This is a genomic window from Brevibacillus sp. NPDC003359 (genome assembly GCF_042878995.1).
Lineage (GTDB): Bacteria > Bacillota > Bacilli > Brevibacillales > Brevibacillaceae > Brevibacillus.
The window spans coordinates 44,239-66,165 of sequence record NZ_JBIAOR010000020.1 but is presented as its reverse complement, the minus strand read 5'-3'; the positions used below and the strand labels follow the sequence as shown (position 1 = coordinate 66,165).

General features: G+C 48.9%; 20 protein-coding genes and 2 pseudogenes. 21 read left to right on the top strand and 1 reads right to left on the bottom strand.

What is annotated here, in order from left to right; all coding sequences use genetic code 11:
• Positions 1–251: 251 nt before the first annotated feature.
• The 10 genes from ACFYU8_RS28440 (at position 252) to ACFYU8_RS28395 (ending at position 9,420) form a co-directional block, all read left to right on the top strand.
• The gene (locus tag ACFYU8_RS28440) at positions 252–1,238 is read left to right on the top strand and encodes an ABC transporter ATP-binding protein (RefSeq protein ID WP_390306017.1); all 987 of its coding nucleotides are present in this window, start codon (positions 252–254) and stop codon (positions 1,236–1,238) included.
• Complete coding sequence (locus ACFYU8_RS28435; protein ID WP_390306019.1) at positions 1,228–2,193, top strand: ABC transporter ATP-binding protein; 966 nt, start codon at positions 1,228–1,230, stop codon at positions 2,191–2,193. The genes ACFYU8_RS28440 and ACFYU8_RS28435 overlap by 11 nt, the downstream gene beginning before the upstream one ends.
• A 334-nt stretch (positions 2,194–2,527) precedes the next feature.
• A complete protein-coding gene (locus ACFYU8_RS28430; protein ID WP_390306021.1) occupies positions 2,528–2,722 on the top strand; it encodes a YezD family protein in 195 nt (64 codons plus the stop codon).
• A gap of 23 nt (positions 2,723–2,745) precedes the next feature.
• Positions 2,746–3,027: a DUF2325 domain-containing protein gene (locus ACFYU8_RS28425; protein WP_007729617.1), complete on the top strand. Its 282-nt coding sequence runs from the start codon at positions 2,746–2,748 to the stop codon at positions 3,025–3,027.
• A 222-nt stretch (positions 3,028–3,249) separates the two neighbouring features.
• Positions 3,250–4,860 (top strand): peptide ABC transporter substrate-binding protein, encoded by a 1,611-nt coding sequence (locus ACFYU8_RS28420; protein WP_390306023.1) that lies wholly within the window; start codon positions 3,250–3,252, stop codon positions 4,858–4,860.
• Between the two features lie 71 nt (positions 4,861–4,931).
• Positions 4,932–5,822, top strand: a complete 891-nt coding sequence (locus ACFYU8_RS28415) for a serine hydrolase (RefSeq protein WP_390306025.1) — start codon at positions 4,932–4,934, stop codon at positions 5,820–5,822.
• A gap of 5 nt (positions 5,823–5,827) precedes the next feature.
• A complete protein-coding gene (locus tag ACFYU8_RS28410) occupies positions 5,828–7,252 on the top strand; it encodes a serine hydrolase domain-containing protein (RefSeq protein ID WP_390306027.1) in 1,425 nt (474 codons plus the stop codon).
• Positions 7,253–7,387: 135 nt separating this feature from the next.
• Positions 7,388–7,699, top strand: coding sequence for an ATP-binding protein (locus ACFYU8_RS28405; RefSeq protein WP_390306029.1), 312 nt, complete (start codon positions 7,388–7,390; stop codon positions 7,697–7,699).
• A gap of 100 nt (positions 7,700–7,799) precedes the next feature.
• Entirely contained in the window at positions 7,800–8,519 is a 720-nt protein-coding gene (locus tag ACFYU8_RS28400; RefSeq protein ID WP_390306031.1) for a 3'-5' exonuclease, read from the top strand.
• A gap of 25 nt (positions 8,520–8,544) precedes the next feature.
• Positions 8,545–9,420 (top strand): GNAT family N-acetyltransferase, encoded by an 876-nt coding sequence (locus tag ACFYU8_RS28395; protein ID WP_390306034.1) that lies wholly within the window; start codon positions 8,545–8,547, stop codon positions 9,418–9,420.
• A 53-nt stretch (positions 9,421–9,473) separates the two neighbouring features.
• Here the strand turns inward: ACFYU8_RS28395 and ACFYU8_RS28390 are convergent, their stop codons facing one another.
• Entirely contained in the window at positions 9,474–10,442 is a 969-nt protein-coding gene (locus tag ACFYU8_RS28390; protein WP_390306036.1) for an MraY family glycosyltransferase, read from the bottom strand.
• Between the two features lie 185 nt (positions 10,443–10,627).
• Between ACFYU8_RS28390 and ACFYU8_RS28385 the strand changes: the two genes are divergently transcribed.
• From ACFYU8_RS28385 to ACFYU8_RS28335, 11 genes and pseudogenes are all read left to right on the top strand, one after another.
• A complete protein-coding gene (locus tag ACFYU8_RS28385) occupies positions 10,628–11,020 on the top strand; it encodes a hypothetical protein (RefSeq protein WP_390306038.1) in 393 nt (130 codons plus the stop codon).
• A 21-nt stretch (positions 11,021–11,041) separates the two neighbouring features.
• Positions 11,042–11,553: pseudogene (locus ACFYU8_RS28380) on the top strand (N-acetyltransferase family protein).
• On the top strand, positions 11,507–12,175 hold the full coding sequence (locus tag ACFYU8_RS28375; RefSeq protein WP_391365918.1) for a GNAT family N-acetyltransferase: 669 nt from the start codon (positions 11,507–11,509) through the stop codon (positions 12,173–12,175). Before ACFYU8_RS28380 ends, ACFYU8_RS28375 begins: the two are co-directional and overlap by 47 nt.
• A gap of 83 nt (positions 12,176–12,258) precedes the next feature.
• Positions 12,259–14,115, top strand: coding sequence for a sensor histidine kinase (locus ACFYU8_RS28370; RefSeq protein ID WP_390306042.1), 1,857 nt, complete (start codon positions 12,259–12,261; stop codon positions 14,113–14,115).
• A complete protein-coding gene (locus tag ACFYU8_RS28365; RefSeq protein WP_390306045.1) occupies positions 14,087–14,845 on the top strand; it encodes a response regulator transcription factor in 759 nt (252 codons plus the stop codon). The genes ACFYU8_RS28370 and ACFYU8_RS28365 overlap by 29 nt, the downstream gene beginning before the upstream one ends.
• A 91-nt stretch (positions 14,846–14,936) precedes the next feature.
• Positions 14,937–16,229 (top strand): ABC transporter substrate-binding protein, encoded by a 1,293-nt coding sequence (locus ACFYU8_RS28360; protein ID WP_390306047.1) that lies wholly within the window; start codon positions 14,937–14,939, stop codon positions 16,227–16,229.
• Between the two features lie 54 nt (positions 16,230–16,283).
• Positions 16,284–16,970: a beta/alpha barrel domain-containing protein gene (locus tag ACFYU8_RS28355; RefSeq protein ID WP_390306049.1), complete on the top strand. Its 687-nt coding sequence runs from the start codon at positions 16,284–16,286 to the stop codon at positions 16,968–16,970.
• Positions 16,971–16,981: 11 nt separating this feature from the next.
• Positions 16,982–17,920 carry a carbohydrate ABC transporter permease gene (locus ACFYU8_RS28350; RefSeq protein ID WP_390306051.1) on the top strand — a complete coding sequence of 313 codons (939 nt, stop codon included), beginning with the start codon at positions 16,982–16,984 and terminating at the stop codon, positions 17,918–17,920.
• On the top strand, positions 17,910–18,767 hold the full coding sequence (locus tag ACFYU8_RS28345; protein WP_017251189.1) for a carbohydrate ABC transporter permease: 858 nt from the start codon (positions 17,910–17,912) through the stop codon (positions 18,765–18,767). The genes ACFYU8_RS28350 and ACFYU8_RS28345 overlap by 11 nt, the downstream gene beginning before the upstream one ends.
• Positions 18,768–18,827: 60 nt before the next feature.
• Positions 18,828–20,171 carry an FAD-dependent oxidoreductase gene (locus ACFYU8_RS28340; RefSeq protein WP_390306053.1) on the top strand — a complete coding sequence of 448 codons (1,344 nt, stop codon included), beginning with the start codon at positions 18,828–18,830 and terminating at the stop codon, positions 20,169–20,171.
• A 30-nt stretch (positions 20,172–20,201) separates the two neighbouring features.
• Positions 20,202–21,886, top strand: a pseudogene (locus tag ACFYU8_RS28335) (DUF4127 family protein).
• Positions 21,887–21,927 lie beyond the last annotated feature (41 nt).

The window sequence follows — 21,927 nt, the reverse complement described above, 5'->3', positions numbered from 1 at the left end:
CGCTCTGTACATTGGCGTACTTGCCCTTAGTGTAGCCAGAGTAACCTACGAAGTTACGAATAGGGGCTGTCCTCGTTCATGATAACTTATGAATGACCTCCTCGAAACTTCTACGTTTGAAGCCCTCCCGCCATTTTTTCCGAAGCGGACAGTGTATACCCCCTGCGAGGCGTAGGCCGAAGCGTAGACTGGAAATCACTTCTCCCCCTCCACTACAGCTACTTTTAAAAGACAAGGCAGGTGAGCCAAGCATGAATGCTTTAGTCGAAATCCAAAATCTAAGCACGCACTTCAAGTCCGAACAAGGCGTGGTCAAAGCAGTCGATGCCCTCGATCTGCGCGTCCATGAGGGAGAGACCGTATGCATCGTAGGCGAGTCGGGCTGCGGCAAAAGCGCGGCAGCCATGTCATTGATGGGACTGATCCCAGAGGCGGTAGGCAGTATCGTTTCGGGTGAGATATGGTTTGCAGGCCGTGATCTGCGAAAAGTTAGCAAGGAAGAGATGCGAAAGCTCCGAGGCAACGAGCTGGCAATGATTTTCCAAGAGCCGATGTCGTCACTCAATCCAGTACTGACCATCGGTGAGCAGATCATGGAGCCGATCATGGAGCATCAAGGTCTAAGCAAAAAAGCAGCCCAAGCGCGAGCCGTCGAGCTGATCGAGCTGGTCGGTATCCCGCGGGCAAAGGAAATCGCCAAATCGTACCCCCATGAATTGAGCGGGGGAATGCTGCAACGCATTATGATTGCCATCGCAATATCCTGCAATCCCCGCCTGCTGATCGCCGATGAGCCCACGACTGCTTTGGATGTGACTATTCAGGCACAAATTCTCGATCTGCTGCGCAAAATCAAGGAAGAAGCCCAGACAGCGATTCTTTTTATCACACATGATCTGGGTGTCGTGGCAGAGATGGCCGATCATGTGGTCGTGATGTACGCAGGAAAAGTGGTAGAGGTGTCTCCTGTCGTCGAGCTGTTCGAAGAGCCGAAGCACCCGTATACACAAGGCTTGCTTCGCTCCAAGCCTGTCTTGAATCAGCGCAGAGCCAAGCTGTATTCCATCCCTGGTCAAGTACCGAATCCGACGACACTCGGTGAAGCCTGCTATTTTCATGACCGCTGCGATCAGTGCTTGGACATTTGCCGGGTACAGCAGCCGCCTTTGCGCGATGGGGGAGACGGCAGAAAGGTCGCGTGCTGGCTGTATGAGGAGGAGATCGCCCGTGGACAATAATTTGCTGGAAGTGCGCCAGCTGAAAAAGTATTACCCGATTACCGGAGGGCTTTTGGGCAGGACGATCGGCCATGTAAAAGCGGTGGATGGCGTCAGTTTTTCCATCCAAAAAGGGGAGACGTTCGGGCTGGTCGGTGAATCCGGTAGCGGGAAAAGCACAACAGGTCGCACTATCCTGCGCCTTTTGGAAAAGACAGAGGGAGAAGTCCGCTTCCAGGGTATCGATGTACACGCGTTGAATCGACAAGAGCTCCGTGCTTTGCGCCCGCGGATGCAATATATTTTTCAAGACCCGTACAGCTCGCTAAATCCGCGCGTCCGAATCGGAGAAGCACTGGGGGAAGCACTACTTGATCACGGTCTTCTCCCACAAGCGGAGATTAGAGAAAGAGTCTTAGAGGTCATGGCTTTATGTGGATTGGCACCGTATCATGTCGATCGGTATCCGCATGAGTTCTCGGGCGGTCAGCGTCAACGGATAGGAATCGCACGTGCCATTATGATGAACCCTGATTTTATCGTCGCGGATGAGCCAGTCTCTGCTCTGGATGTGTCGATTCAAGCCCAAATCATCAATTTGTTTGCACAGTTGCAGGAGCAAAGGAAGCTGACGTACTTATTTATTTCGCATGACTTGAGCGTCGTAGAGCATCTGTGCACGAGGATCGGTGTCATGTATTTGGGGTCATTGCTGGAGCTGGCACCTCGGGATGAATTGTTTTTGGAGCCACTTCATCCGTACACAAAAGCATTACTCTCGTCTGTCCCTCTGCCTATCCCGAAGAAAAAGCGCGAACGGATCGTTCTACAGGGAGACATGCCAAGTCCGGCAAATCCTCCGGCAGGGTGCAAATTCCACACGCGTTGCCCGTATGTGAAAGACATTTGCCGACAGAAAGTGCCTGCTTTTCGCGAGGTTAGCACTGACAGATTTGTCGCCTGCCATTTGGTGTAACGGGAATCAATGGCGGAAAGAGAGCTGCACGGGGCATTGACCGATAGCAGAATGATATGGTAATATTTTCATATAAAAGTAAATGTATCGGTTTTTAAAGAATTAGCTGATCGGTCGACCGAAAGCTCCCGCGAGGACAAAGACAACTAAACTGTCTAGTTGCGCAGGGAGCTTTCGTCAATCGAAGGAAAATGGGGTGAGAAGAGCCTCTTGATGCCCAAACTGTTTGACATTGACAGTTATGGGGATCAAGAGGTATTATCAGATCATAAAACATACTAAATAGGTAGGGATAATATACATTAATATTTGGCTGAACAGGAGGGTGGCCCCCATGGCAAAGAATGAGCATTCCCTGGACGATCTCTTATTAGAGAAAATCGCGCGTGCACTGGACGGTCTGGAATACGGCTCCATACATATTGTGATTCACGATTCACAGGTAGTTCAGATTGAGCGAACGGAAAAATACAGACTCCCGGCGGAAAAGCCTGAGGCAAAGATTCCGCAAGCGCGCACCGGAAAATAGAAGAAAAGAGAGGAGGAAGGACTATGGCAGGCGTTCTTGTGGTAGGAGGAGATCGGGTAGCAGAAATCGAGAGCTTGTTGCAGAATAAAGGGTTCCAGAATGTATATCATGTATCTGGTCGCAAAAAATCCGATGTGAAGGCGACGATTCCGTCCGATACAGAGCTTGTTCTTGTCTTTATTAACTTCGTCAGTCACAGCCTGAGCAAAAATATTAAGAAGCTGGCGAAGCAAAAGCATGTCCCGATCGTTTTTTGCCGACGGTCATGTGATGCGGTAGCCATGTATGAACCAGCGATAAGCTAGAGAGGACAGCCCCATATGCGCGAATGAATAGAAGTATTCAATGATGAATACTTCTTTTTTGCGTGACAGAGACTACTGGTAGAAACTTGTCGGATCGACTCGGGTAAAAGTATGCAGCACTGAATAAAATTAACAAAAGAACAACCGAAAACACGAATGGCATAAAATTTGCAGAATATTTATTCAATAATCGGTTATCCGACTCAAACAGGGGGGTACAGCATGAAAAGACCAGTTGTCATGGCAAGTCTCTTCGTTTTGCTTACGGGACTATTTGGAGGCTGCAGCAACGGCAATACGCCGACGCAAACCGCACCAGACAACCAGCAGCCATCGGCAGAGCAGACCTTGCTCATGAATGCTGCCGAGCCTGAAACACTTGATTCAGGCATGTCCAACGATGTGATTTCCGGTGCCTTCATCCGTGCGCTGTACGATGGACTCGTTCGATTGGACAAGGATGGCAAGCCAGTCAATTCCGTTGCATCCGACATTCAAGTATCGGAGGACAAAAAGGTGTACACCTTTACTTTGCGTGACAGCAAGTGGAGCAATGGAGACCCGGTTACGGCTCAAGACTTCGCCTTTGGCTGGATGCGCGTGCTCAATCCGAAGACAGCCAGCGGTTCCGCCTACAAGTACTATCCGATCAAAAATGCCCGCGCCTTTTACGAAGGGAAGGCGAAAGCGGAGGATGTCGGCATCAAAGTCGTCGATGACAAGAAGCTTCAAGTCACCTTGGAAAACCCTACTCCCTACTTCCTGACACTTGCGACCTTCTACTATCCGGTCAATCAAAAGGTGGTAGAAGCCAATCCCGAATGGGCGAAAAAGCCCGAGTCCATCGTGACCAATGGGCCGTTCAAGCTGGTGAATTGGAAGCATAAAAACAAGATTGAGCTGGCCAAAAACGAGCATTACTGGGACAAAGATGTCGTGAAGTTTAACGAAATCGAGTTTTCCATGATAGAAGATACGAATACCGAGCTGGAGCTGTTCAATAGCGGCGAGCTGGATTGGGCTGGCGGCCCGATTAGCGGACTGCCTGCGGATGCCATTGGACCGTTGCGCGACGAAGGCAAGCTGCAAACCATGCAGCGTGCCACCAACTATTATCTCTTGTTCCAGACGGAAAAGCCGCCGTTTACGAATAGCAAAATCCGCAAAGCGTTTGCCTACGCTCTCAACCGCAGTGACATCGCAGAAAACATCGGTCAAGCGGGTCAGACTCCCCTGATGGGCTTCGTCCCACTTTCCGCCTCCCTGAAACCGGAAGGATATTTCAAGGATAACGACGTGGAGCCGGCGAAACAGTTATTGGCAGAAGGAATGAAGGAGCTCGGCATAAACAAGCTGCCCGAAATCACCTATCTCTACAACACCTCCGACCTCAACAAGAAGATTGCCGAAGCATTGCAGGCTCAATGGAAGCAATCTCTCGGTGTGGACGTCAAGCTGATCAATAAAGAATTGAAGGTCATGTTTGACGATCAGGAGCAAGGGAAGTACATGATTTCCCGAACAGGCTGGACGGGAGATTACAACGATTCCGTCAACTTCCTGGAGCTGATGATGGAGAAGTACAGCTCCAATAACTCTACCTTCTGGTTTAGCGAGAAATATGTAGAGCTGGTGAAAAAGGCGTACGCCGAGCCAGATGAGGCCAAGCGCAATCAGTATCTGGTTGAAGCAGAGGGCATTCTGATGGAAGAAATGCCGATCACAGGTGTATATTCCAGCGTGAATTCATGGGTACAAAATGAAAAAGTAAAAGGCATCACGGTAGATCCGTTGGGCTACATCGACTTCAAGTGGGGATACAAAGAACAATAGCGCATCAAAGAAATGGCCTGCACGAAAATCCATGTGTGGGCCATTTCGCGAGCGATGGGGGAGGAATTTTCATGACATGGCAACAAGTAGTAGAGAACGTGTTGAATGAAGCACCCGGTATTTTTGGGATCGCGGCTGTGCATCTGGAAACAGGAGAGGCAGCAGGGCATCTCGATGAAGAGTTGTTTCAACTGGCGAGCGCATTCAAAATTCCGATCATGGTCACCTTGATGCGCGAGGTGGAAGCAGGACGAATCCGTCTCGACCAGCGTGTGACACTGAAATGGGAGGAACGCGTGCCGGGGTCAGGCATTTTGCAAGAGCTGGATGCCGGAGCGGCCTTAACGGTAAAAGACTTGGCGACACTGATGACGATTGTCAGCGATAACTATGCGACAGACCAAATTCTCGAGCTGATCGGCGGCATCGATAAGGTGAATGAACACATGCATGAGTTGGGACTTTCGCAGATTCATTTGCGGCATAATTGCTGGGAGCTCCTCAACCACTGTGTGGGTATGAATGAGCCTACACCGTCGCAGGCAGGATTCGATGAGTTCATGCGACGGGAAGAGTCAGGCAGTTATGAATTGATCCACGATGTTTCGATGCCTACCCGTGATAATAACGTAGCGACACCAGCCGAGCTGAACCGTCTTTTAATCATGATTGCAAGAAAAGAAATTCTCACAGAGTCCTCCTGCGAGCTGATGCTGGACATCATGCGACGTCAGCATTACAACAGCCGTCTGCCGTACTTATTGCCAGAGGGAACAAAGGTCGCGCATAAGACAGGGACCGTCGATGCAGTCGTCAATGATGCTGGTATCATTTATTTGCCCGAAGGAAAAGGAATGATTGCGATCACTACACTATCACGTGGTGTGACTGACAAATCAGCCGCAGAGTTAACAATCGCCCGTGTTGCAAAAGCGATTTATGAGCAAGCGATGGGGAGATGATGAAAATGACGGAATGGAAGGAACAGTTCCAGGCGTATGCGAATCAGCTGTTGGACGAGGCGAAGGCTCCAGGCGCAGCTATTGCTGTTACACGTAACGGTGAGCTTTTGTACGAGGGGACGTTCGGTTTTCGTGACAGGGAACAGCAATTGCCACTTTCTCTCGACACCGTTTTTGGCATCGCATCCATCACCAAATCGTTTACTTGCGTCGCGATTATGCAGTTGCACGAGGCAGGTAAGCTGTCTGTCCACGATCCGGTTGTGAAACATTTGCCTGAGTTTCGTGCGGGCGACCACGAACTGACTGCTCGCATGACAATTCATCACTTCATGACCCATACGCCTGGAATAGCGCCCATGCCTTACTTAGACCGCGCAATGAGACGGAGCGTGGAGAATGATCCGGCTGTCATCGGAACCAAGGCAGAGGAAGAACTGAAGACAGTGCCTTACTTGGATACGTACGAAGAAGTCATGGAAGCCATCGCTGGATTTGAAGAGAAACCGCTCTCGGAGCCAGGGGGTGCCTTTAGCTACAACAACGATGCGTACGGGCTTTTGGGGGCGATCATTGAAAGGGTCAGCAACCAGACGTATGAAAACTACGTCGCGACGCATATTTTGCAGCCACTGGGTATGGACAGAACCGTTTTCTCCGTGGATGAATTGACCGACAAGGATGACGTCACGCTCTTGTATACCAACAAAAAAATCGATGACGAAAACCAAATCATTGCCGCGCCCATCTGGCACGATGCCCCAGCGATGCGTGCAGCTGGTTTCCTCAAATCGACGGTGAATGATCTACTGGCTTATTTAGAAGTCTTTCGTCTGGGGGCTGCGGGCGACCCGACACCTATTCTGTCTGCCGATAGCGTCCAGCAGATGCTCACTCCCTATGCTCGTGTCGACGGACACCGCTCATACGGCTATGGATTGATGGTCTCTCCTGATTTTCCAGATGGCTTGCTGGTAGAGCATGGCGGATCGCTGAAGGGGATCAGCTCACACATTTTTTCGGTTCCGGATCAAGGGATAACAGGCGTGATCATGGTCAATCTCGATGGTGTGAGCGTCCGAGAGTTGGTTATCGGGTTTTTAAACAGTTATTTTGCAAGGCCGGCAGGTGCTCCGTTGTATGACTATGATCCATACGAGCTCGCAGATGAGGAGCTATCACTGTACGAGGGTCACTACTCTTCGCAGGAATGGGTAAGTGCATCGATAGCCAAAAACGAAGGCAAGCTTATCCTCGCGGTGGATGGTCTCTCGTACCCACTGATCCCGGTACAAAAAGATAGCTTCGTTTTCCAAAAAAGAGACGCCATTCCCTGGATTGAGTTTTTCCGGGATGAAGAGGGGCAAGTAGTGAGGATGAGCTACGGATTGCGTCAGTTGACGAGGGAATCTGCAAAATCGCCAAGTTAAAAAGAGAAACAAGGGTAGGAATCCTGAGGGTTCTTATCCTTTTTTTTCTTTGCAGATTGGAAATCACCAAAAGGGAACACACCCGTTGCTAGCGAATTGTTCTTTTCTGATGAAAAAAAAGGAAATGGCAAACGGTTGTCCTTTGCTTATGCAGAGCCGCATTTTCAGGTGTGGGTGATCCCTTCCTATGTGGAGCAAATTTGCCTGAATCTGATTAAGAATGCAATCGATGCGGTAGCCTATAATGGATGCGGGATTTCCGAGCAACGCCAAAAGCACTTATTCGAGCCTTTTTATATTACGAAGGAAAAAGGAACCGGGATTGGACTGTCGGTATGCAAAAAGCTCATCGAAGAAATGGGCGGGAAGATCGATATCCAATCGACAGTAGGAGTAGGGACGAGAGTAGAAATCCTATTCGCAGTCCCTCCAGGAAAGGAATTTTGAAAAAGTGGTTGCCAATCAGGCAGCCGCTTTTGTCTTTGTTTTGCTTTCTATGCCCGATCCAAGCCATAATAGAGACAATACATACAGGATGTGATTACGCTTGCAGATCATTGTTTTTGACCTTGAAACGACACTGACTTATCAGAAAGACAAGATCCCGGAAATTATTGAAATCGGAGCGGCAAAGGTCGTACCCGGAAAAAATGGCGTGGAGGTCGACACATTTCAGCGCTACACCTATCCAGCCATTGAGCGCAGAATCACAGAGAGAACGCGCAAGTTCATTGGTCTCGATAAAGAGAACATGCCAACCTTTATCCCGTTTCGCCGGGCCTTTGCAGAATTTATGAAGTGGATCGGCACCGATTCCGATTACTACCTATGCACATGGGGGCAAGACGACAAACGGCTGATGATCGAGCATTGTGCGCGATTCGGTTTGGACTTCAACTGGATGCGCAATTACAACGACATCCAGCCACCAATTAGCTTACTTTTGGCTGATCGCAAACAGATGAGTCTCAAAGAGGCGATCGACACAGCAGGAATCATCCAGGAAGGCAGGCTGCACTCGGCCTTGGTAGATGCCATCCACACAGCCCATTTGCTCATCAAATACAACAAGACGGTGCACCTGAAAGAAAACACCCCAGAAGAGAACTACAATTTGTCGAGCTCGTTGTACATTACGTGCCGATCTTGCAAAAAAAGCAAATACTACACGGCTTTCGGGCGAAAAAGCAGAAGATGCGAGGCGTGCCTGCAGCATCGCAAGCAGTTGGAAAAAGCCGCAGAAGCAGCCACTGTCCAACAGAGCTAATGGGAGAGAACGGAGGAGTGCTTAGATGATACGACAAGCACAAACAAATGACAAAGAGACAATCGTGACGATGATTGGCGAAGGCATGCATTGGAGGATCGAAGAGATTAGCGATATCGTGGAAAAGGCTACTGTTTACATCTGGGAGGAAGACGATCAAATCATCGGCTGTGGCACATATGATTTGAACTCCTCTGGCGAAGAGGGGATAGCAGAACTCTACGTCTATACACGACCGGACCATCGAAAGCGAGGAATCGGTTCTCGCCTCTTTGATAAGATCTGGGTGGAACTGCAACAGCACGAGGAGAAGCCGACGGCAGTCATGGCTACCTATCGAGTAGACCACGGACACGGTGCTGATTTTTTTGCCAAAAGAGGTTTTTCGTCTATCTGGGGACATCATCTGATGAAATACACAGGCGAGATCGGGCCTGCGCCGACACTTCACGTGCGAAAATTCATCGAGTCCGATATAGATATGTACATCCAATCGCAGAGCGACGCGTACTATGAGGTGCGCAAAGGCATCGATCTTCAGCCATATCGTTTGGCGGATTATCCTGAGAAAACGATGAACGCATGGAAGAAATGGCTGCTGAACGAAATGAGAGAAGATATATATTTATTCGAGCATGAGGGAGTATTTGTCGGGTCCTTGATCATCACAGGACATGGCGAGGTTTACGATGTGTTCGTAGATCCCGTGCATCAAGGCAAAGGCTACGGCAAAGAGCTTGTTCGGTTTTTTGTGAACCGAACGCTGGAAAAAGGCTTGAAGCCGTATCTCGTCACAGGTACCCACAACGAACCTGCGATTGCGTTGTATGAACGGACAGGCTTTCAGACGTTTCAGACGACCACGACAGCAAAGAGAGACGTGGGCGTAATCCACTCATAAAAAAATGCCGCAGGGATTAGACCCGAGCGGCATTTTTCGTTGAGACCGATAACCTATACCCCGAGCAGGAGCAGGATAATGGACGTCAGACTAAAGCAAACACTGATCAAGCACAGGAAAGTGACGACTTGCTTCGGATTGAGTCCAGAACGCAGCAGGCGATAATGAACCTGGCTGGCATCTGCTTGATAGATCGGCTTTCCTTGCAGGAAGCGTTTGGTCACCACAAACAGATTATCGAAAATCGGCACACCGAGTGCTAAAATCGGTATGAACAAGGAGAGAACCGTCGCCTGCTTAAAGGCACCATCCAACGCAATGACCGCCAAGATAAAGCCGAGGAAGGTCGCGCCTGCATCTCCCATGAAAATTTTGGCCGGCGGCTTGTTGTACCGCAGATAAGCCAAGGCAACGCCGATCAGACTGATTGCCATAATCGCAGATGTGCTTTGACCTTTTACCAAGGCGACCACGAAGAGCGTGCCTGCGGAGATCGCAGAAAGCCCTCCAGCCAAGCCATCCATGCCATCCGAAAAATTGATGACCGTCGTTACTCCGAAAATCCAAAGGATGGTCAGGATGAATTGCAACCATTCCGGGAGCAATATGTATTCGCCACTCAATGGATTGTAAAAACCGGAAAAAGTAATACCCGACAGGTAGACAATCACGGCGGCAGATACTTGGACGATCAGCTTGGGCAGTGCGGAAAAATCCTTGCCTTGCGTCTTGTACCAGTCATCAATGGTACCGATAATAAGCAGCAGTAGTGAGCCTGACAGAACAGCGATCGTTTGCCCGGGTGATTCTTTCGAGAAGAGCAAAAACGATGCAGCAAAGCCGACAAAAATAGCGTAGCTCGCTGTCAATGGGATAGGCTCCCGGTGAATTTTTCTTTCCACGTCTTTACGAGGCTTGTCCACAAAATCAAGGCGAAATGCCAATTTAGCCAGAGGCGGAATCAGAACCATAACGATACAAAACGACATCAAAAACGAAAGAACGTACGTTATCGTGACCATCTCCTACAGGTAGTGAGCTTTCTATTGAAAAGATACTCGCATACGGTGTTGTTTGACAAGTCTATTATAGGAAGTATTCCAAATTTTGTCGACTCTTGCAATCACGTGAGGGAGAGGTACCAAAAAATGTTGGTACTTATCTCCAGCAGATCCGATCCCTATAATGCTTCGTAGGAGGGATCCAGATGGAATACATGGCATTATGGTTTATTGTAGGGATCGTTTTTTCTATAACACTCGCCGCGAAACTAATCAAGCCTTGGTTGAAATTCGTTATATTCGGTTACTATCTAGTGCTTTCCTACGTATTTATCTCTCGTAAAGAACAGATTTATAGTGAATATCATCGGGTACCAGTGCCGGAGCAGTTCTGGGAGACCAACTCGGATTGGGTGGGATTCATGCTCGGCTTTTATTTTGTCCCATTTTTCCTCATCCTGCTGTTCATCTACTTTTGGCTGTTTCGAAAAGCCAACAGTGTGAAGAAAAGGTTTTTCATTGCTCTTACCATTGTACCCGCCGCGATTATCTACCTATGCTTGCTGTTTGTTTTCAGTATGTACGGATATCGACCTTAAAAACAATTCGGAGGGGTTATTATGAAGTCAGCGCTTTGCTATCGGGAAGGTAACGAGTTTTCAGAGGAAGAACTGCGTCAGCTGTCCGAGTTGCTGATCGATATCGTAGAGGATGGGGCTTCTCTTGGCTTTTTACCGCCTGTGCAGCTGGAAGAAGCAAGCGCCTACTGGACTTCATTACCCCGTGAACATGTGAAAATTTGGGTAGCAAAACAGGATGATGTTATCGTCGGAACCATCCAGTTGCATCTGGTGAGTCGACCAAATGGATTGCATCGGGCAGAAATCGCCAAGCTGATGGTTCATCCTACAGCGCAGCGTCAAGGGATTGGGCGTGGACTGATGCTGCTGGTGGAGGCAAGGGCACTTGCTGAAAACCGCAGCCTTATTGTACTGGATACAAGAGCGGACGATCCGTCTAACCAGTTGTATCAGTCGATGGGCTATCAGGAAGCAGGACGCATCCCGCAATTTGCCGATCAGCTGATGGCAGCTTACATGATACCGTGCTTTACTTTAAAACAATGGAATAGTCGTACAAGCGACAAACGGACGGTTAACAGGTGTCCGTTTTTTTGTTTTAATAATAGGAAAAGTTTCCGATGCTGGGAGGTTCTTATGAAGGTATCCAAGCTTAAATCTGGCCAAGAGGTCATCATCCGTTTAGGAAAAATTGCTGACGCAGAAACCTATCTTGCATTCGTACATCGCGTGTCAGGAGAGACGGATAATTTGTCATTTGGACCGCAAGAATTGACAGTCACCCCGGATGAGCAAAAAGAAAACATCAAAAGATGTCTAGAAACTCAGAATCAACTGTTTTTGATTGCAGAAGTGGACGGGAGGATTGTGGGGAACCTGACTTTTCGAGGGGGTATCCGATCGCGAACGCAGCATGTAGGTGAATTTGGGATTAGCGTCTTGAAAGAATTTTGGGGATCAGGGATTGGGAAACTGCTATTGGAGTCCCTGCTGGACTGGGCAAAGCAATCAAATGTGATACGAAAAATTAATTTGAAAGTCCGTTCAGACAACGATTCAGCCATTCGTTTGTACAAAAAGCTGGGCTTTAAGGAATTCGGTACGCTGACGAGAGAATTTTTGATTGAGGATACATTCTACGATTGTCTCTACATGGGCATCGAAATAGACTGAGGAGTAGACCGTCAGGATTTTGACCTGACGGATTTTTTGATGAATAAAATACTGATTATTCAAACAAGTGAAAAGGGGCCATCATGAAAAGGAAAGTCGCGACAGTTTTTTTGCAAGGAACACTGCGGGCGAAGATTCTCACGCTTTTTCTCTGTTTGATTGCAATCCCGTTAAGTTTGCAAGGAATCATCACGTACAGCCAGTTTTCAGCTTCAACGGAGTCGAGAACGGCTGAATATACGGGGCAAATAGTGGGTCAGATCAATCGCAACCTGGAGCGCAATGTACGGGAGATGAAGCGTTTATCACTCATGCCGCTCTACGATCCAGAAGTCCTGTCCATTTTAAAAGAAATTCGTACGAGTACGTCTGCTACTTCTTTTCTCTCCATGGAAAAAAGGGAGAAGATGACGCTGTATATATCCAGTCTTTCCTATAGCCGACCAGAAGTAAAAGGCATTCAAATCATCGCGGGGAATGGCATGATTTTTTCCAATCTGGACCCTTCGATCATGAAGAGCAAGGGAAATTGGGCAGAAGAGGGATGGTACTCGCGCGTGATCAAGGAACAGGGAGCAGCCATCCTTATTCCACAGCATCGGTCCGGCTATTACTTGGATGCCTCTGGTGAGCGCTATGTGTCCGTGGCTCGGTTATTGCGAGAGCCGTATACGAAAGTACCGCTCGGAATCATGAAAATCGATATGAAAATGGACATGTTTGACCAGATCTTGTCCGATTTGCCTTTTACTAAGGACGGGAGCTTGATCATCGTAAATGAGGGGAACGAGCTGTTTTATGAAAAGAGGGAGAGCGAAGGCTCGCCGGGCTATCGTACTTTGCTGCAAGAAACTGACGGGATCAATCGCGGGGATGCGAATCAGATGATGATTCAGGGACAGCGATATCTCTTTGTGGATCATCAATCGAGAGAGACGGGGCTTGTGGTGATTAGTTTAATTCCGCTTGACGTCCTGCTCGCAGAATCCAATAGCTTGCGCAGTTTTACGATGCTGATTGCGGCGATGTTTTTGCTCGTCGCTGGCGGACTCGCGATTTATTTTTCCTATTCGCTCAGCAAGCCGCTCGTTCAATTGAAAGAAAAAATGCTGCAAGTCAAGCGAGGGAACTTCCATGAACGAGTTCCTGTCGATTCCCAAGACGAGATTGGGAAGCTGAGCGAGCAATTTAACCAGATGGTCGAGGAAATCAACCGCCTAGTCAATGAGGTCTATCTCAGCAGCTTGCGTGAGCGGGAGGCGGAGTTGGCTGCCTTGCAGAGCCAGATCAATCCGCATTTTATTTACAACACACTCGAATCGATCAATATGATGGCGATTCGCTCAGATAATTACGATGTGTCCGACATGGTTTCTTCGCTCGGAAAACTAATGCGCTATACGGTCGCTCGAGAGGATGGGCACGTCACGCTAACGCAAGAGATTGTTTCGTTGAAATCCTACGTCCGTATCCAAAAGATTCGTCTGGGAGATCGCCTTCAGGTGTACATGGACGTGGAAGAGAAACTGTCGGATCAGCGTATTCCCAAGCTGCTGCTCCAACCATTACTTGAAAATGCGATTGCACACGGGATTGAGCATCAGGATGCGGGAGGGACGATATGGCTCACAGCGCATTGTCAGGAGGATGTGATGCAAATTAGTGTGAGGGACAATGGCAAGGGGATGTCCGAACAATCATTGAGTCGCCTGCTCGCAAATCTGCGTACGCCTATGCAACAACATGAGGTGACAGTAAGCGCACATAATGGGACAGCATTGCGAAACATTTCCCAGCGGCTGACCTTATTGTTCGGGGAAGAGTACGGGCTGACGATTGTGAGCAGACGAGATCAAGGCACGGAAATTACGATGAAGATTCCACTCGATTTCCAGAAGGGAGATTCACGCCATGTACAAAGTATTGCTGGTGGAAGATGAACGAATGATTCGGGAAGGCTTAAAAACGTTAATTGAAAAAGGAACCTCTGGTTTTGCCGTCATGGCAGAAGCGGAAAATGGAAAGGATGCCCTGCATTATCTTCGCACGGAAATGCCTGATTTGATTGTGACAGATATCCGCATGCGGGAAGTCGACGGCTTGGCACTGATCGGGAAAATTCGGGAGATGTACGAGGAGCTGCCCATCGTGATTATTAGTGGCTATGGTGATTTTCACTACGCACAGAAAGCCTTGAAGTACAAAGTCTCCGATTATCTGTTGAAGCCCATTGATCGATTAGAGCTGGTGAGCACGCTCGCAAAAATCAGGCAAGTGTTGGATCGCAAAAAGAATGTTCGGGAAGAAGAAAGCAGCGTCGATGGCAGCCATAGAGAAGAACGACAAATCATTCGCAAGGTAAAAGCATTCATTCACGATCATCTGGACGGCGATCTGAGACTCCAGACGCTGGCAGAGTCTGTTCATTTGAATCCCATATATTTGAGTCAATTGTTCAAGACCGAGACAGGGGAAAATGTCTCTGACTACATCACGCAGGTGCGGATGAAACGGGCCAAGCAGCTGTTACACGAGACGAGCCTGAAGGTGTATGATATCGCCCGCTTGGTAGGGTATCAGAGCTCGAAGCATTTCATGCTGGTTTTTAAAAAGGAAGTCGGAATGACACCGGGGAGCTACCGAGATCTCGTAGGCAGTGAAGATCTTTAAATCTCATACCAAATCTAAATTTCACGTGATTTATCTTACTATTCACTCAACTTTATACTGGGGATAGGGAAAATAGATAAGGAGGTTCGCCATGAAAAAGGCAATCTTGTTGGCATTGTCTACTGCTTTGACAGCGTTTACATTTGGTTGCAGCAACACCGCGACGACTCCCGGTGACTCCGCAACGGGCAAGAAAGAAGCAGTCGAGCTTACGTTTTTGACATGGGGCAACCAAGCCCACCTCGACCTGTATACGAAGCTCTCTGAAAAATTCACGCAACAAAACCCGACCATCAAGGTGAAGCTGGAATCTGTGCCATTCCCCGATTACCAGCAAAAGGTGACAGTGCTCGCTGCTGGGCAGGAGCTGCCTGATATCGGTTGGGTGTCTGAGCGAATGGTCCCGCAGTTTATGGAGAATGGGATATTGGAAGATGTTTCGGATGTAAAGAACGACGCTGCTTTTAAGCTGGACGATTTTATTCCGTCGACGCTTGAGCTGTTCCAAAAAGACAACAAATTGTACGGACTGCCGTTTTCTACCCCGCCTACCGTGATGTTTTACAACAAAGACTTGTTTGACAAGGCAGGCTTGAAATCGCCAAACGACCTAGCGAAAGAAGGGAAATGGACGTGGGCGGAATTCGAGAAGTCGGCACAGGCGATCTCGAGTGGAATCGGGGCGAGCAAAATCTACGGGGCCAACTTCTTCCGCGATTGGAAAACGTGGATCATCCTGTCTTCCTATTCATGGTCAAATGGCAGCGGCCCTTTCAACAAAGAAATGAATCAGTTTACGTGGAACGACCAATACGGAGTAGAGACACTCAGTATGCTCCAACGGATGATGTTTACAGAGGGGTCGCATCCGAAGGCGGGAGAACAAGTCAGCTTTGAATCTGGCAAAATTGGCATGTTCTTTGATGTGTACAGCTACGTTTCGAAGGCGAGGACGATCAAGGACTTCAAGTGGGACATTGCTCCGATGCCAGCGGGTTCACAAGGCTCGGCACCGATGCTCGGTCAGGCAGGGTATTCGATTTTCAAAGGAACAAAACATTTGGAGGAGACCAAGCTATTCCTCAAGTTCCTCGCCAGTGAGCAGGGTGTCCAGGAGACCTCGACTTACTTTGTACCGCCTCGCTTGTCTGTGCTGAATTCTGATCCGTTTTTGAATGTTCCAGGCAACCCTGATCCTGCACACATCAAGCAGGCGGTTATCGATGAAATGCCTAAGGCACACCTGCAGCCAGGGCATGTGGAATGGCAAAAAATCGATACAGCGATACTGGCTGGATTCGATCAATTATTCGGTCAAACGGCACAGCCTGCGGATATCGTGAAGGCGCTGGAAGAGAAAGTCAATCCGATCATGAAAAAGTAAGCTCATCACAACGGTCTGGGATACAGGCCGTTGTGACTTGAGAGGGAGGTTACGATGAATCGTTTTCAACAGGCGTTAGAAGAGAAGCCGTTTCTGCTCATGGTCAGTCTCCCGCAAAACGATGAGACCTTAGCTAGGGCAGCGGTAGAGGAAGGCGCAGATGGCTTGAAGATGCACATCAATGTGTACCATCGTGCCAGTGGCAACTGGTTCGGTCCTCTGGCTGAATATACGGACTTTCTCCAAACGATACGCAGCCAGTTTGCAGGGCCGATTGGCATTGTTCCGGGCGGGTCAATGGAGGAGCTCAATCCCGAGGAAATCAAGCAGTTCGATTCGCTGGGAATCGATTTCCTCTCCATCTATGGGCATCATATGCCCTCGTCCCTTTTGAAAATCGAAGGGGTGGCGAGTACGTTTGCCATCGATGATCAGTTTGAGTTGTCCCGATTGGAAGCCGTGAAGCATTTTCCGATGACCGCATTGGAGGCGTCGATTATTCCGGGGAGTGAGTATGGCACGAGGCTTACTTTTTCCGACCTGCTCACCTATCGGTATATCGTAGAGAAGGCAGGCATTCCCATCATTGTCCCGACACAGCGAAAAATTGTGGCGGAAGATATAAAAGCTTTGCGGGAAACAGGAGTTCGTGTCCTGTTAGCCGGAGCGATGGCGATCGGGAGGACCGAGGATGAAATTCGCCGTTCCATCCATGCATTGCGGAATGCGATTGACAACTAAGGAGGGATCGTATGGAGAGCAAGTTGAATGTCCCGCTCTCTCCTGACAAGAGAACAAGTGGCACAAGGAAGAAATCTTTCAACCGGGAAGCGAATATGACAGGATGGTTGTTTGTCAGCCCGATGGTCATCGGGTTTGTGACGCTGTTGCTTGGCCCGCTTTTGCTCGCGCTGTACATGAGCTTTACGGATTGGCCGTTACTGGGGGAAGCCGAGTTTATTGGTTTGGAAAATTACAGAGCGATCTTTCAGGATGCCGAATTTTGGAAGGTCGTGGGCAATACATTTATGTTCTCTGCCGGACTTGTCCCCCTGAACATCGTGTTGGCGTTGGGGCTGGCCTTACTGCTCGTGCGCAAGCTGCCGGGGATTGGGATTTTCCGTACGGCCATTTTTGTGCCGGTCATGACATCGCTGATCGTTTGGGCGATTGTGTGGAAGTATTTGTTTGCGACAGACACAGGGTTTATCAATCAAATCTTGCAGATTTTCGGAATTACCGGGCCCTCATGGCTTTACAATCCAAAGCTGGCGATGCCGGTCGTGATCGTGACCAGTGTCCTGAAAAATGTGGGCTTGAACATGGTTCTGTTCATCGCTGCCTTACAGCAGGTGCCCGTTCACTTATACGAGGCAGCGCTCATTGATGGGGCCAGTCGTACGCGTCAATTGTTTCAGATTACGATCCCCATGATCAGCCCGACAGTTTTTTTAACCACGTTGTTGACAATCATCGGCTCGCTCAAGGTTTTTGGACAGATTTACGTCATGACGCAAGGTGGTCCGGATAACAGTACAAAGGTGCTCGTCTATTACATATGGGAGCGTGCCTTCAAAAACTTTGAATTCGGCTATGCGTCTGCACTTGCCTTTGTGTTGTTCTTTATCATTTTAGTCTTTACGCTCTTGCAGTGGCAGTTTAGAAAAAGGTGGGTGTTCCATGAAGAGTAATCGCCACGGATTACAAGCGGGCAAGTTATTGGGAATCGGCGGTCACTATGTGGCGTTAGGAGCGATCTCCCTACTGATGCTGGTGCCATTTTTGTGGATGCTCTCTACATCGTTAAAAGAGCCGGCCAAAATATTCGTCTTTCCGCCAGAGTTTATCCCTTCGTCGATCCGCTTGGAGAACTACACGGAGGTTTTGGCGAATACGCCGTTTCATTTGTTTTATTGGAACAGCCTGTACATTGCAATTCTGGTCACGGTTGGAACGGTATTATTTGCCTCGATTGCGGGCTATGCGTTTGCACGAATTCCGTTTCGCGGACGTAATATCGTCTTTCTGGTGCTGCTGTCTACGATGATGATCCCGCATGAAGTGACGTCCATTCCGATGTTCTTGTTCATGCGCATGCTTGGATTTATCAATACGCATGTGCCGTTGATTGTGCTCCCTATTTTCGGGGCAGGCGGAATTTTTGGTGTGTTCGTCATGCGGCAGTTTTTCCTCGGGATTCCGAAAGAACTGGAGGAGGCGGCGATGATTGATGGCTGCTCGCGTTGGCGGATTTATTGGAGCATCATGCTGCCACTGGCGAAGCCAGCTATCGCGACGCTGACGATTTTTACGTTTTTGACGAGTTGGAACGAGTTTTACGATCCGCTCATTTTCATCAACGACAGAGAGCTGATGACGCTGCCGCTCGCTTTGTCCTTGTTTACCGATGAAGTAGGGACGGCTTGGCATCATCTGATGAGTGCGTCCGTCATGGCGACCTTGCCGCTTTTGATCGTGTTCTTTTTCGCCCAAAAGCAGTTCATCGAAGGAGTATCGATGACGGGCCTAAAAGATTAAATGATGAAATGATGAAAGGAAGTTCAAAATATCGACTTTTTCAACAAGGAGTGAGGGCAGATGGATCGCGTAGTGGAAGCAGATGTAGTCGTGGTAGGCGGGGGACCGGCAGGAATCAATGCAGCTCTCGCCAGCGGACGGTTGGGAGCCAAAACGATCCTGATCGAGCGTTATGGCTTTCTCGGAGGAATGTCAACGATTGCGCTCGTTTATCCATGGATGACGTTTCATACGGAGAAAGGCGAGCAAGTCATCAAAGGACTTGCACAGGAAATCGTCGACCGCTTGCAAGAAAAGGGGGGATCGCCTGGACATTTGCAGGATACGGTGGGATTCGTCAGCACAGTCACACCCTATCATCCGGAAATTTACAAGCTGGTCGCTGTGGAAATGCTCAAGGAAGCGGGCGTGAAGCTGTTTGTCCACAGCTTTGTCGATCAGGTGAAGGTAGAGGGGACAGAGATTACTTCTGTTACGCTCACTAGCAAGTCGGGCAAGTATGAGATCAAGGCCAAGGTGTTCGTCGATGCGACAGGAGATGCAGATATCGCTTATCTATCGGGAGCGCTGACGTGTAAAGGACGGGATGCAGATGGGCTGACACAGCCGATGACGATGAAGTTTCGCATGCGCGGCGTCGATCTGGAGCAGGTGAAGCAGTACATGCTTGATCATCCCGAGGAGTTCTACCATAAGACTCCGTTTGCACAATTGCCGTCCATTCCACTGACGGGTGTCCAAGGTTTCTATACGCATTGGAAGATGTCAGGTGTTCCGATTAATCGGGATCAAGTCCTGCTTTTCACAGGGCCCGAGAGCGATGAGGTTTTGATCAATTGCACGCGGGTGCAGGGGCTGGATGGAACAGATGTCGAGGATTTGACGGAAGCGGAGGAAGAAGGGAGACGTCAAGTGTTTTTGATGTCTGAATTTTTGAAAAACAAGGTTCCAGGCTTCGCGAAAGCATCCATCTCCGCAGTCGGAACGCAAATTGGAATCCGTGAGACACGCAGAATCGTCGGGGCGTACAGCTTGACGATAGAAGACGTGGTAGCGGGCAGACGTTTTCCGGATGTCATCGCACGAAGCGGCTATCCGGTGGACATTCACGATCCTTCTGGCAAAGGCGTGGTGGCAGCAGATATTGAAGGGGAGGGCGCCTATGACATTCCGTATCGATGCCTGATCCCTCAGTCTATCGACAACCTGCTTGCGGCGGGGCGTTGTATCTCTACGACACATGAGGCGCTGGCTACGACTAGGCTTACCCCGAGCTGTATGGCGACAGGGCAAGCAGCAGGTACGGCAGCGGCCATCGCGTTTCATGACAAGACCATTCCGCGTTTGATTCACGTGGCGAGATTACAGGAACAGTTACGTCTAACGAATGCCGTCCTCGATTAAACCTTTTCATTTTGAAAGGAGATTTGATCTATGAAAAAGTTGCGCGTTGTCATTTCAACACTGGCTATGGCAGCACTAGTAACAGGCATGGTTCCCTTTACGCAGACGAGTACAGTTGCGGCAAAAAATGCGTCACCAAAGCCAATTGCTAAATTCGCCCTTGTCCCCCTCGATGATCGCCCAGTCAATACGTATTTTCCGCAAATGTCAGCACGGGCAGGCGGGGTGGAGGCGATTATGCCGGATGAAGACATGCTTGGTCACTTTATGACTCCAGGCGACGGTGAAGAAATTGGCGATTGGCTGATCAAACAAGCAAGTAAAGTTGAGGGCTCGGTCATCTCTGTCAGCATGCTGGCATATGGCGGGCTGATTGCGTCCCGTACGGATCAACAGTCCTATGAAGATGCCCTTTCGAATATCAAGGCCATCAAGAAATTGAGAGACAAAGATTCCAAAAAGCCGATCTACGTCTTCGATACGATTCAACGCTTGGCGGTGACGGCGACGGATCCGGAAACATTGAAGTACTATGAGCAAATCAGAGAATGGGCCATTTTATACGATGAAGTGCATAACCTTGGCATGACGGAAAAAAAGGATCGACTCGATCAGTTGGAAAGGGAGATTCCCGAGTCTGTGCTGGAAGATTACTTGAACGCTCGCGAGCGTAACCACAAGATTAACTCCTTGTTGATTGACTGGGTAGAGGATGGGACCATTGATTATTTAGTGCTGGCTCAGGATGACGCTGCTCCCCATGGACTTCACCGGGCAGAGCGGGAGACCTTGGTCAAAAAAGCAAGGGAGCTGGATGTAGAGGATCGTGTAGCAATTTTCCCCGGAGCGGATGAAGTAGGAACCGTCTTGTTGAGCAGACTCGCCTTGAACGAAATGCGCATCCATCCAAAAGTAGCAGTCGAGTATTCGGGTATAGAAGGCAGTGAGTGGACGGCCCCGTTTGAAGACACGACCTTTGATGTAAATGTCGAGAAACATATTATCGCAGCAGGTGGCAAACCAGTACGGGATGAAGACGATGCAGATATCGTATTAATGATCAATTCGCCGAAGAAAAAAGGACAGAGCAACGCGGAAAGACGGGAAGACCTGGATGAGTTCGTCGAAGATATCAATGATTTTCTGGAGGAAGGAAAGCAGGTCGCGGTTACAGACGTTACGATTACAAACAAAGCTGACCCTGAGCTGATCGAGCGATTACAAGAAGAAGTAAAGCTGCCGGAACTGTTCGCGTACACGGCATGGGGAACGGAAACAATATGGGAAGCGCGTTGGGACAAGCGCTGCAACGATCGGCCTTTTTGGAAAAAGGAAATCAGTTCGGTGTGCCCTTAACAGTGGATGCTGCAGAAGCCCATATCAATCTGCTCTTATCTTCGTTTGTGAATGACCATCATTACCGAAATGAAGTGATGGCAGAAGCACGCAACCTCGTAAAAGAGTTAAAAGGGAATGAATGGAATCTCGGAGATGACTACGACGAAGTCAATGATTTTGTGAGGGATGCGCTGACACCACATGCGGAAGAATGGTACGAAAACTACTTTGCCAATCAATCGCTGGTGATTTGGAAGCGAGGCAAGAATACGTTTGAAGGCGAAATCGAAGAATTAGCGGACATAGAGATCAAGCTTCCTTGGGAGCGGTTGTTTGAGGTTTTTGTTGGGACAGAAGTAAAGATTGAAAGGGAGTAATTCTTAGAAAAAGACGGTCTATTTTCCGAATCTGCACATAT